This window comes from Serratia plymuthica NBRC 102599 (assembly GCF_001590925.1).
Taxonomy (GTDB): Bacteria; Pseudomonadota; Gammaproteobacteria; order Enterobacterales; family Enterobacteriaceae; genus Serratia; species Serratia plymuthica.
In genome coordinates, this window is the sequence record NZ_BCTU01000028.1 from 1 (window position 1) to 12099 (window position 12099).

Genomic DNA, 12099 nt, shown 5'->3' on the forward strand with positions numbered 1-12099 from the left:
AAGCATCAATTAAAGCAACAAGCCCTATGCGAAAGCATAGGGCTTTTTGTTTTATTTATTTTGGGGTGTTCTACTCGAGCATGGGAATGCGAAAAGCCCGTCGGGAACGGGCTTAAACGCCGCTTGCGGCGGCCCCGAAGGGGTGAGTCTCAGGATGAGACGAGTATTGTAGGACACTGCCAAGTATCAATTAAGCCGAGAGGCCATCCGAAAGGGTGGCCTTTTTGCTTTTCAGCATTTGCCCGATAACGGTGCTTCATCCCCTTAGGTTCTCAGCAATGAAACATTTTCACCTTACCGTTGAACACTCGACATTGAGCCAAAAAAACGCTATCTTCGGGCATCTAGAAGTCTAAACGTATAAACGGATGTGTGAGGATTAAGCAATGCCGATTCGTGTTCCTGATGAGTTACCTGCAGTCAGTTTCTTGCGCAATGAGAATGTCTTTGTGATGACATCCTCTCGGGCAAAAACACAGGAAATCAGGCCGTTGAAAGTACTGATCCTCAACCTGATGCCAAAGAAGATCGAGACGGAAAACCAGTTTTTGCGTCTACTTTCCAACTCTTCGCTGCAAATTGACATCCAGCTGCTGCGCATCGACAGCCGTGAGTCGAAGAACACGCCGGCGGAGCATCTGAACAACTTTTACTGTGATTTTGAAGACATTCAGGATCAGAACTTCGATGGCCTGATCGTAACCGGCGCCCCGTTGGGGTTGGTTGATTTCTGTGATGTTGCCTACTGGCCGCAGATAGAACGCGTTATCGACTGGGCGAAGAACCACGTCACCTCCACGCTGTTCGTGTGCTGGGCGGTCCAGGCTGCGCTGAATATCCTCTACGGCATCCCGAAGATGACGCGTGAGGAGAAGCTCTCGGGCGTTTATCAGCATCAGACATTGCAGCAGCATGCATTGCTGACTCGTGGTTTTGATGAGACCTTCCTGGCACCGCATTCACGCTATGCGGACTTCCCTACAGAGATTATTCGTCAATATACGGATCTGGACATTCTGGCCGAGTCGGAGCAAACCGGGGCTTATTTATTCGCCAGCAAAGACAAGCGACTGGCATTTGTGACAGGCCACCCTGAATATGATGCGTTGACGTTAGCGGGTGAGTATTGTCGCGATAACGAGGCCGGCCTTAACCCTGTCGTTCCGCTAAACTACTTCCCCGATGATAACCCCGAACTCACTCCAAAAGCCTCCTGGCGCAGCCATGGCCATCTGCTGTTTGCCAACTGGCTGAACTACTATGTCTACCAGATCACGCCGTACGATCTGCGCCATATGAACCCCACTCTCGAGTAACGTTTTTTACCTTTACCGGCGGCTGAATCGAGGCCGCCGATGTACTTCCCTCCTGGCAAGAACCCATTTTCCACTCCGAATTCTCAATAAAATCCATTCATTAACAAACACTTATTTTATATTCTGATATTTAATGGAACCGGTTTCCTTGTCGGTTAAATTCGTTATTCAAATTAACTTGTTGATAATAATAGGTTAATAAAATATTTAATATTAAAATGGAAATCGTTTTTGATTTTTATTTTTAGTTGAGTATTCTTAGATCCAATGGGGTTGAGATCTGACCAGCCGAGATCGTTTTGCATACCCTGATCCACATTGATTTCTGATGAAGAAGCACCTGTCTTCTGGCGACGGCGGGTGCGCAACAATGGGAAGGAGTAAGACAATGACGCAACAGATAGTAGGCACGGAGTTAACGTTTACGCAGGGTTTTACCGCTGCTGAGCGACAGGTGTTAACGGATGACGCGGTCGAATTCCTGGCGGAACTGGTGAGTAAATTTACTCCACAGCGCAACAAGCTATTGGCTGCGCGCGCCTGCTGGCAGCAGAAGATCGATCAAGGCGATCTTCCAGGATTTATTTCGGAAACCACTTCCATTCGTGAGAGTGAGTGGAAGATCCTGGGTATTCCCGATGATCTGCGCGACCGCAGGGTAGAAATCACCGGGCCGGTTGAACGCAAGATGGTGATCAATGCCTTGAACGCCAATGTGAAGGTGTTCATGGCCGATTTCGAAGACTCGCTTGCACCTAGCTGGGACAAAGTGATCGAGGGGCAAATCAACCTGCATGATGCGGTGAACGGCACCATCTCCTATACCAACGAAGCCGGAAAGATTTATCAGTTGAAGCCGAACCCGGCGGTATTGATCGCCCGTGTACGCGGCCTGCATCTGCCGGAGAAACACGTGCAGTGGCAGGGGGAAGCGATCCCCGGCGGCCTGTTTGATTTCGCACTGTATTTCTTTCATAACTACCGCCAACTGCTGGAAAAAGGCAGCGGCCCTTACTTCTATCTGCCGAAAACCCAGTCCTGGCAGGAAGCGGCCTGGTGGAGTGAGGTATTCAGCTTTACCGAGGATCGCTTTGATCTGCCACGCGGCACCATCAAAGCCACGGTACTGATTGAAACGCTGCCGGCGGTCTTCCAGATGGATGAGATCCTGTATCACCTGCGCGACCATATCGTCGGGTTGAACTGCGGTCGTTGGGATTACATCTTCAGCTACATAAAAACGCTGAAAAACCATGCTGACCGAGTGTTGCCGGATCGTCAGTCGGTCACGATGGACAAATCGTTCCTCAGCGCCTATTCCCGCTTGCTGATCAAAACCTGCCATAAACGTGGCGCCTTCGCGATGGGCGGCATGGCGGCGTTTATCCCGAGCAAAGACGCCGAGAAAAATGCCTGGGTGCTGAACAAGGTGCGGGCGGATAAAGAGCTGGAGGCCAATAACGGCCACGACGGCACCTGGGTGGCGCACCCAGGGCTGGCGGACACCGTGATGGAAGTGTTCAGCCGGGTACTCGGCGAGCGCCGCAACCAGCTGGAAGTGCTGCGTGAAAGCGATGCGCCCATCAGTGCCGCGCAGCTGCTGGAGCCTTGCGACGGCGAGCGGACCGAAGCCGGTATGCGTGCCAACATTCGCGTGGCGGTGCAATACATCGAGGCCTGGATCTCCGGCAACGGCTGCGTACCGATTTACGGGCTGATGGAGGATGCGGCGACGGCAGAAATTTCCCGTACCTCGATCTGGCAGTGGATCCACCATGAAAAATCCCTCAGCGACGGCCAACTGGTCACCAAAGCGCTGTTTCGTAAGATGCTTGCCGAAGAAGTTCTCGTTATTCAAGAAGAACTCGGCGAGCAACGTTTCAGCCACGGGCGTTTTACCGAGGCCGCGCGCCTGATGGAGAAAATCACCGTTTCAGATGAGCTGATCGATTTCCTGACATTGCCCGGCTACGAATTACTGGCCTGAAAACATTCCTGAACATTAACCCTACATTATTGAAAAGGATAAAAATTATGTCTACCTCACGTACCCAACAGATTCAACAGCTGGAACAGGAATGGAAATCGGCCCGCTGGAAAGGCATCACTCGCCCGTACAGCGCCGAAGACGTGATCAACCTGCGTGGCTCAGTCAACCCGGTTTGCACTCTGGCGCAGAACGGCGCTGCCAAACTTTGGGATCTGCTGAATGGCAAATCACGCAAAGGCTACGTTAACTGCCTGGGGGCGCTGACTGGCGGCCAGGCGTTGCAGCAGGCCAAAGCGGGCGTCGAGGCGATTTACCTGTCTGGCTGGCAGGTGGCGGCGGATGCCAACACCGCGACCGCGATGTACCCGGACCAGTCGCTGTACCCGGTGGACTCGGTGCCGACGGTGGTTGAGCGCATCAACAACACTTTCCGCCGCGCCGATCAGATCCAGTGGTCCAACAAGATTGAACCGGGCAGCAAAGGCTACACCGATTTCTTCCTGCCGATCGTCGCCGATGCGGAAGCCGGCTTTGGCGGCGTATTGAACGCCTACGAACTGATGAAAGCGATGATTGAAGCCGGTGCTGCCGGGGTGCATTTCGAAGACCAACTGGCGGCGGTAAAAAAATGCGGCCATATGGGCGGCAAAGTGCTGGTGCCAACCCAGGAAGCGATTCAGAAGCTGGTTGCCGCGCGTCTGGCAGCCGACGTACTCGGCGTGCCGACGCTGGTGATTGCGCGTACGGATGCCGATGCGGCTGATTTGCTGACGTCCGATTGCGATCCTTACGACAGCGAGTTCGTTTCCGGTGAACGCACCGCCGAGGGCTTTTTCCGCACCCATGCCGGCATCGAACAGGCGATCAGCCGCGGGCTGGCCTACTCCCCTTATGCGGACATGGTGTGGTGTGAAACCTCAACCCCGGATCTGCAAGCGGCCAAGCGTTTCGCCGACGCGATCCATGCCAAGTTCCCGGGCAAGCTGCTGGCCTACAACTGCTCGCCGTCGTTCAACTGGAAAAAGAACCTGGACGATCAGACTATCGCTCGCTTCCAGGAAGAGCTGTCCGCGATGGGCTACAAATACCAGTTCATTACCCTGGCCGGCATCCACAGCATGTGGTTCAACATGTTCGATCTGGCACACGCTTATGCGCAGGGTGAAGGCATGAAACACTACGTCGAGAAGGTGCAAGAGCCGGAATTCGCCGCCGTTGCACGTGGCTACACCTTTGCCTCACACCAGCAGGAAGTGGGCACCGGCTACTTCGATAAAGTCACCACCATCATTCAGGGTGGCGCATCCTCGGTGACCGCGCTGATCGGTTCGACGGAAGAGCAACAGTTCTGATGGAACTGCGCTGATAACGGGTATTCCGGAGCCTGCTTATGCAGGCTCTGTTTTCTGGCGGGAGGTAAGGATGGCGGCAAAACTGGAGTTGTTGATCGCACAGACGATCCTGCAGGGCTTTGATGCGCAATACGGCCGTTTCCTCGAGGTGACCGCCGGCGCGCAGCAGCGCTTTGAGCGGGCGGATTGGCCCGCCGTACAACAGGCGATGAAAAAGCGTATCCATCTGTATGATCATCATGTCGGTCTGGTGGTGGAGCAACTCAAGTGCATCACCGGGCAAAAATATTTTGATGCAGATTTCCCTTGCCGGGTGAAGGCGGTCTATACCGATTTGTTGCCGGAGTACCCGCGTTTTGAGATTGCCGAGAGCTTCTTTAATTCGGTCTACTGCCGCCTGTTCCGGCACCGCGATCTGACGCCGGAAAAGCTGTTTGTTTTCAGTTCACAGCCGGAAGGGCGTTTTCGCGATATCCCGCGCCCGCTGTCGCGCAATTTTACCGCCGGCGGCGACGTCCCGGCGATGCTGCATACCCTGCTGACCGATTTACCCCTGCGCCTGCCGTGGGAAAACTTGCCGCGCGATATTCATTACATCACCCTGGCATTGCAGCAAAGCTTTAGCGCACAGCAACTGGCGGGGGCGACGTTCCAGATCGCCAATGAGCTGTTTTATCGCAACAAGGCCGCCTGGCTGGTCGGCAAACTGCGATTGGCGGAGGGCGTTTATCCTTTCCTGCTGCCTATTCATCACAGCGATTCCGGCGCGCTGTTTATCGATACCTGCCTGACCAGCAAGGCCGAGGCGAGCATCGTGTTCGGCTTCGCCCGCTCGTACTTCATGGTTTATGCACCCTTGCCGGCGGCCATGGTCGAGTGGCTGCGTGAGATCCTGCCGGGTAAAACCACCGCCGAGTTGTACATGGCGATTGGCTGCCAGAAGCACGGTAAAACAGAATGTTACCGCGAATACCTTAGGTTCATGGCCCGCTCGCAGGAGCAGTTCATCATCGCGCCAGGGGTTAAGGGCATGGTGATGCTGGTGTTTACTCTGCCGTCGTTCGATCGGGTGTTCAAAGTGATCAAAGATCAGTTCGCACCGCAAAAAGAGGTGACGCAGGCGCAGGTGATGGCCTGCTACCAACTGGTGAAAGAGCACGATCGCGTCGGGCGTATGGCGGATACCCAGGAATACGAGAATTTTGTCGTCGACAAGGCGCGTCTCAGCCCGGAGCTGTTGGCGGAGTTGCAGCGCGAAGTGCCGGGCAAGCTGGAGGATCTGGGCGATCGCGTCGTGATCAAGCATCTGTATATGGAAAGGCGCATGACGCCGCTGAACCTGTATCTGGAGCAGGCCAGTGAGCAGCAGATACGCGATGCGATTGAGGAGTACGGCAACGCCATCAAGCAACTGGCGGCGGCCAATATTTTCCCCGGCGATATGTTGTTCAAGAACTTCGGCGTGACCCGTCACGGGCGGGTGGTGTTCTACGATTACGATGAAATTTGCTACATGACCGAGGTGAATTTCCGCGATATTCCGCCGCCGCGCTATCCGGAGGACGAACTGGCCAGCGAGCCCTGGTACAGCGTGTCACCGAACGACGTGTTTCCGGAGGAGTTCAGGCATTTCCTGTGCGGCGATCGACGCATCCGCCAGGTGTTTGAAGAGATGCACAGTGACCTGTTCGAGGCCGACTACTGGCGCGGGTTGCAACAGCGAATCCGCGATGGGCATGTGGAAGATGTGTTCGCTTACCGCAAGAAACGGCGTTTCAGCCAGCGTAGCGGCACGGAGTTGCCCGCGACATCAGCCACCGCGTAGGGGCGCGGCATGCCGCGCCCGATACGATTAAGCCGCGGCACCCGCAACGGCTGCGCGCGCCAATTCGGTGATGCGCGCGTAGTCGCCGTTTTCCAGTGCATCCGCCGGCACCAGCCAGGAGCCACCGATGCACAGCACGCTTTTCAGCGCCAAATAGTCGCGGTAGTTGCCCGGAGAAATGCCGCCGGTGGGGCAGAAGCGCACCTGCGGGAACGGGCCGCCGATCGCCTGCAGCGCTTTCACGCCGCCGTTGGCTTCCGCCGGGAAGAACTTGAACTCGCGCAGGCCATAATCCATACCCAGCATCAGTTCAGACACGGTGCTGATACCGGGAATTAGCGGGATCGAACCGGCGGTGGCCGCTTTCAGTAACTCGTCGGTCAGGCCCGGACTGATGGCGAACTGTGCGCCGGCGTCGGCCACCTGCTGCAACTGCTGCGGGTTAATCACGGTGCCTGCACCGATAATCGCGTCCGGCACTTCCTGGGCAATGGCGCGGATCGCGTCCATCGCGCAGGCGGTGCGCAGCGTCACCTCCAGTACCCGCACGCCGCCGGCGACCAGGGCTTTTGCCAGCGGAACCGCATGTTCGAGCTTGTTGATGACGATCACCGGTACGACCGGCCCGGCCATCAGGATTTGCTCTGCGCTTGTCTTCCAATTGTTCATTAACGATGTTCTCCAGTGATGGCCGCGGTGGCCATGCTAACGATTAAAATTTAATGCAGCAGGCGCCTTGTTCAGCGCCGGAAAGCTGGCTGCGCAAGGCGCCGAACAGTTCGCGGCCGCAACCGACGTGTTCCGCGCTCAGGTCCGGTTGAGAGGGCGCGCGCTGCGCCAGCTCATCGGCATCGACCAACAACTCCAGCTCGCCGGTGCGGCCGTTAACGCGGATCGGGTCGCCGTTTTGCACCTTCGCCAGCATGCCGCCGGTGTAGGCTTCCGGGGTAACGTGAATTGCGGAGGGCACTTTGCCGGAAGCGCCGGACAAGCGGCCGTCGGTCACCAGCGCCACTTTAAAACCGCGGTCCATCAACACGCCCAGCGGCGGCATCAGCTTGTGCAGCTCTGGCATGCCGTTGGCCTGTGGCCCCTGGAAGCGCACGACCACCACGCAGTCGCGATCCAGTTTGCCGGCTTCGAACGCCGGTACGATATCGTGCTGGCTTTCGAAGACTACCGCCGGCGCTTCGATAATCTGATTGTCTGTCGGCACCGCCGAGGTTTTCATCACCGCCCGGCCGAGGTTGCCGGAAAGCACCTTGGTGCCACCGTGATGTTCGAACGGTTGGGCAAGGCTGGCGATAACCTTGGCGTCGAGCGAACTTTCCACCCCTTCACGCCAGGCCAACTGGCCGTTATCCAACCACGGCTCCTGGGTGTAACGCGCCAGGCCAAAGCCGGCCACGGTGTGCACGTCCTCGTGCAGCAGGCCATGCTTCAAAAGCTCGCGTACCACCAAGGCTACGCCGCCCGCAGCCTGGAACTGATTGATGTCCGCCGGGCCGTTCGGGTAGATGCGGCACAACAGCGGCACCGCATCCGACAGTTCTGAGAAATCGTCCCAGTTGATGATGATGCCGGCAGCGCGCGCCATCGCCACCATGTGCATGGTCAGGTTGGTGGAGCCGCCGGTGGCCAGCAGTGAAACAATGCCGTTCACCACCACTTTCTCATCCACCAGTTGGCCGACAGGCAGATAATTGCCGGCGGTTTCGGTCAGGCGGGTGACCTGGCGCGCGGCGGCGTCGGTCAGGGCGTCGCGCAGCGGCGTGGCGGGGTGAACAAAGGACGCGCCCGGCAGGTGCAGGCCCATCACTTCCATCACCATCTGGTTGGTGTTGGCGGTGCCGTAGAAGGTACAGGTGCCGATGCCGTGATAAGAGGCGGCTTCCGCTTCCAGCAGCGCCAGGCGGTCAGCCTTGCCTTCGGCGTACAGCTGGCGCACGCGCACTTTCTCTTTGTTCGGCAGACCGCTGCTCATCGGGCCGGCGGGCACAAACAGCGCCGGCAAATGGCCGAAGGACAGGGCGGACATCACCAGACCCGGTACGATTTTGTCGCAGATGCCGAGGAACAGCGCGCCGTCGAACATGTTGTGCGACAGCCCGATGGCTGAAGACATAGCGATTACGTCGCGGCTCATCAGCGACAGCTCCATGCCGTCCTGCCCCTGGGTCACGCCGTCGCACATCGCCGGTACGCCGCCGGCCACCTGGCCGACTGCGCCTACCGCGTGCAGCGCCTGTTTCAGCCGCTGTGGGTAGTTCTCATACGGCTGGTGGGCGGAAAGCATGTCGTTATAGGCGGTGATGATGGCGATATCGCTGCGCACCATATTTTTCAGCGCGGTCTTGTCATCCGGTTGGCAGGCGGCAAAGCCGTGCGCCAGGTTGCCGCAGGCCAGTTGCGCGCGGTGCACGGTTTGGGAGCGGGCGGCTTCGATGCGCGCCAGATAGGCGGTTCGGCTCTCTTTGGAACGTTCGATGATGCGCTGTGTGACACGAGATAGGGTTGGATTAAGCATACCTTCCTCACATTGCTGTTGTTATTGACGTCGCCAGTGGCGCTGCCCCCGGTGGTTGATTGCAGCCCTGATGTGCAATGGCCGGGGGCGGGTTATGTCGTTATATTTTTTTAAAACAGGGTGAAGGCGACCATGCCGATGATCCCACCCACGCTGCCCAGAATGGTTTCCATCACCGTCCAGGTTTTCAGCGTTTGCAGTTCGTTGGCGCCGGTAAATTTACCGAACAGCCAAAAACCGGCGTCGTTCACGTGGCTAAGTACGATCGAGCCGCCGGCGATGCAGATAGCCAGCGCGGCCAGTTGTCCGCCGCCCAGCCCCAGTTGGCTGGTGACCGGCAGCACCAGGCCGACGGTAGTCAGGCAGGCGACGGTCGCAGACCCCTGAATCACCCGCACTACGGCGGACAGCGCGAAACAGGCTGCGGCGATCGGCAGGCCGGCGCCGATCATGGCATCACCCAGCGCCGGGCCAACGCCGGAATCCACCAGGATCTGTTTGAACACGCCGCCCGCACCGGTCATCAGCAGAATAATCCCGGCGGGTTGCACCGCCGCAGAGCAGATGGCCAGCGTTTGTTCATTGGTCATGCCGCGCGGTTTAGCCAGGCCGTAAATCACGATCAGGCAGGCGATCAGAATGGCGGTGAACGGGTGGCCGATAAACTCCAGCCACTGCTGCAATTGTGAGCCGGGCGTGACCAGCCGTGCGCCAATGGTTTTCATGCCGACCAGCACCAGCGGGCAGAGTACCAGCGCCAGGCTAAAGCCAAATGACGGCAAATTGCCTTTATTGAGCGTAGGTTCGTTTTCCTCCGCCGGCATTGGCCAGTTAACGAAGCGGCTGATAAAGCTGCCGTACAACGGACCTGCAATCAGCATGCCGAGAATGGCGGCGACCAGCCCGATGGCGATCATCCAGCCGAAATCGGCCTTCATCTGCGAAGCCAGCAGCATCGGCACCGGCCCCGGCAGCAGGAACGAAGCGGCTGCCGCGACGCCGGCAAACAGCGGAATAGCCAGCTTGACGATGTTGCCGTCGGTGCGGCGCGCTACGGCAAATACGATGCCGATCAGCAGCACCACCGCCACGTCAAAGAACAGCGGCAGGGCGCAGATCAAACCGGCGATGCCGAGGGCATAATGCGCCTTGCTCTGACCGAAACGTTTCAGTAAATGCGCCGCAATTTGGTCCAGCGCGCCGACCTCATGCAGGATCTTGCCGAACATGGCACCCAGCGCCACCACAATCGCCAGAAAGCCCAGCGTATCGCCCATGCCTTTTTGCATGGTGTCGGCAATGTGGCCGAGCGGCATGCCGGAGAAAATACCGGCGGCGATAGACACCAGCATTAACGCGACGAAGGCGTGCATGCGCGCCTTCATCACCAGGAATAACAGCAGTAAAACCGAGCCGACTGCGGTACCGACCAGCGTTATCGTACTCACGCGCACACGTCCTGTGGCAGGAAGCTTTGGATATGGCGCACCGTATCGGCAATTACGCCTTCCAGCGGCTGGTTGATGTCGACGGCCATCACGTCGCTTTCATCGACGCCCGGTTGTTCCAGCGCGGCGAACTGGGTGACCAGCATTTGCGGTTTGAAGAAGTGGCCGTTGCGCGCCGCCAGGCGGGCTTCGATCACCGGGAAATCACCGTGCAGATAGATGAATGACAGGTTGCCGTTACCGGCGCGCAGGCGATCGCGGTAATGCTTTTTCAGCGCAGAGCAGACGATGATCGACACGCTATGGGTGCGCTGCATGGCGAAGGCGGCGTCGTTGAGCGCGGCCAGCCACGGGGCGCGGTCATCATCGTTGAGCGGCTCACCGGCGGCCATTTTCAGGATATTGCTGCGCGGGTGCAGGAAATCGCCGTCGAGGAACCCGGCGGACAGTTGGCGGGCGGTCGCCGCGGCCACGGCGGATTTGCCGCTGCCGGAAACGCCCATGATGACGTAGATTCGGTTTTGATTGTTGGTCATGGCTTAGCTCCAAAAACGGCAAACAGGGTTAATTGACAGGCGTTGTTACCGGTAACATGTTATCGGTAACATTGTCGAAGGAAGTTTGGCCGGTTGCAATGGGCTTTAGCGGTGAGGATCGTTAACTGTGATCGGCTTCAAGGTTTTTTCGGGGCTGGAAACACTCTGCCTACAGAGTTTTACATGCTGACAACAGCATGGGATACGGGGCGCCGCTGGCGGCGCCACGGGGTCACTTCAGCGTACGCCGCCGTACTCCAGACTGATCTCTTTCGCGGCGTGGATCACCAGCGCGCCCAGCTCAATTACGCGGTTGTCGGTGATGCGCGACACCGGGCCGGAGATGGAAATGGCGGCGAAGGCTTCCCGGTGCTCGTCGAAGATGCAGGCCGCCACGCAGCGCAGGCCGAGGGCATGCTCTTCGTCGTCGAAGGAAAAGCCCTGTTTGCGGATCTGCGCCAGCCCTTCCTTCAGGTTATGCGGCGTCATCGTATGCTGGGTGTAGGTCTGCATGCCCTTTTTATGCAGCAGTTTGGTGACTTGCTCATCCGACAGGGTAGAGAGAAAAGCCTTCCCCGCGCCGGAGGCGTGCATCGGCAGTTTACCGCCGATCGGCGCCGACATGCGCATCAGCGCGGTGCATTGCACTTGATCGATAATGATGGCCTGATACTCGCTGGTATCCAGTACGGCCAGATTGACCGTCTCGCCGGATTCTTCCATCAGACGGCGCAGCGTCGGGTGCACCATCGCCAGCAGATTACGGCTTTGCAGAAAGCTGCTGCCGACCACAAAGGCGTGTGAGCCAATGGTCCACAGGCCCAGATCGCCCACCTGCCGCACGAATCCCTGCTGTTGCATGGTGGTGAGCAGGCGGTGAGTGGTGGAATTCGGCAGCCCGGCCTGCTGGGCCAGATCAGTCAGCGCCACGTTTCCCTGGGCTTCGGCAATGTATTCCAGCAGTTTCAGGCCACGGGTCAGCGATTGAACCTGACCGGTCGCCGCGCTGGCGGCCGGCGAGGCGGCGCGGGGCTTTTTGCCGCGTTTGGCGGGAGCGGGGGTGACCATAATTCGCATTCCTCTTTCCGTATGATGGAATTCATTT

The 12099-nt window shown here is 58.0% G+C and carries 9 protein-coding genes; 4 read left to right on the forward strand and 5 right to left on the reverse strand.

The features are described from left to right. The first annotated feature begins 386 nt into the window (after positions 1 to 386). The 4 genes from metA to aceK all read left to right on the forward strand — a co-directional run bounded on the left by metA (position 387) and on the right by aceK (position 6483). Positions 387 to 1316 (forward strand): homoserine O-acetyltransferase MetA, encoded by a 930-nt coding sequence (gene metA, locus SPL01S_RS19010; protein WP_004948912.1) that lies wholly within the window; start codon positions 387 to 389, stop codon positions 1314 to 1316. A 388-nt stretch (positions 1317 to 1704) separates the two neighbouring features. Next, on the forward strand, positions 1705 to 3303 hold the full coding sequence (gene aceB, locus SPL01S_RS19015) for a malate synthase A (protein ID WP_004948910.1): 1599 nt from the start codon (positions 1705 to 1707) through the stop codon (positions 3301 to 3303). A gap of 47 nt (positions 3304 to 3350) precedes the next feature. After that, the gene (gene aceA, locus SPL01S_RS19020; RefSeq protein WP_063202256.1) at positions 3351 to 4658 is read left to right on the forward strand and encodes an isocitrate lyase; all 1308 of its coding nucleotides are present in this window, start codon (positions 3351 to 3353) and stop codon (positions 4656 to 4658) included. Positions 4659 to 4728: 70 nt separating this feature from the next. Continuing rightward, positions 4729 to 6483, forward strand: a complete 1755-nt coding sequence (aceK, locus tag SPL01S_RS19025) for a bifunctional isocitrate dehydrogenase kinase/phosphatase (RefSeq protein ID WP_062868897.1) — start codon at positions 4729 to 4731, stop codon at positions 6481 to 6483. Positions 6484 to 6510: 27 nt separating this feature from the next. Here aceK and SPL01S_RS19030 read toward each other — a convergent pair whose 3' ends face one another. The 5 genes from SPL01S_RS19030 to iclR form a co-directional block, all read right to left on the reverse strand. Further along, on the reverse strand, positions 6511 to 7152 hold the full coding sequence (locus tag SPL01S_RS19030; RefSeq protein WP_062868896.1) for a bifunctional 4-hydroxy-2-oxoglutarate aldolase/2-dehydro-3-deoxy-phosphogluconate aldolase: 642 nt from the start codon (positions 7150 to 7152) through the stop codon (positions 6511 to 6513). 43 nt (positions 7153 to 7195) lie between these two features. Next, on the reverse strand, positions 7196 to 9010 hold the full coding sequence (gene edd / locus SPL01S_RS19035; protein ID WP_063202258.1) for a phosphogluconate dehydratase: 1815 nt from the start codon (positions 9008 to 9010) through the stop codon (positions 7196 to 7198). Positions 9011 to 9120: 110 nt separating this feature from the next. Next, a complete protein-coding gene (gntU, locus tag SPL01S_RS19040; protein ID WP_063202260.1) occupies positions 9121 to 10458 on the reverse strand; it encodes a gluconate transporter in 1338 nt (445 codons plus the stop codon). Beyond that, a complete protein-coding gene (gene gntK / locus SPL01S_RS19045) occupies positions 10455 to 10994 on the reverse strand; it encodes a gluconokinase (RefSeq protein WP_062791567.1) in 540 nt (179 codons plus the stop codon). Before gntK ends, gntU begins: the two co-directional genes overlap by 4 nt. A 237-nt stretch (positions 10995 to 11231) precedes the next feature. Next, a complete protein-coding gene (iclR, locus tag SPL01S_RS19050; protein WP_004948889.1) occupies positions 11232 to 12062 on the reverse strand; it encodes a glyoxylate bypass operon transcriptional repressor IclR in 831 nt (276 codons plus the stop codon). Positions 12063 to 12099 lie beyond the last annotated feature (37 nt).

Excerpts from the sequence above, each read along its gene's own strand:
- metA (WP_004948912.1), top strand. The coding sequence starts at position 387 with ATGCCGATTCGTGTTCCTGATGAGTTACCTGCAGTCAGTTTCTTGCGC.
- aceB (WP_004948910.1), top strand. The coding sequence starts at position 1,705 with ATGACGCAACAGATAGTAGGCACGGAGTTAACGTTTACGCAGGGTTTT.
- aceA (WP_063202256.1), top strand. The coding sequence starts at position 3,351 with ATGTCTACCTCACGTACCCAACAGATTCAACAGCTGGAACAGGAATGG.
- aceK (WP_062868897.1), top strand. The coding sequence starts at position 4,729 with ATGGCGGCAAAACTGGAGTTGTTGATCGCACAGACGATCCTGCAGGGC.
- SPL01S_RS19030 (WP_062868896.1), bottom strand. The coding sequence starts at position 7,152 with ATGAACAATTGGAAGACAAGCGCAGAGCAAATCCTGATGGCCGGGCCG.
- edd (WP_063202258.1), bottom strand. The coding sequence starts at position 9,010 with ATGCTTAATCCAACCCTATCTCGTGTCACACAGCGCATCATCGAACGT.
- gntK (WP_062791567.1), bottom strand. The coding sequence starts at position 10,994 with ATGACCAACAATCAAAACCGAATCTACGTCATCATGGGCGTTTCCGGC.
- iclR (WP_004948889.1), bottom strand. The coding sequence starts at position 12,062 with ATGGTCACCCCCGCTCCCGCCAAACGCGGCAAAAAGCCCCGCGCCGCC.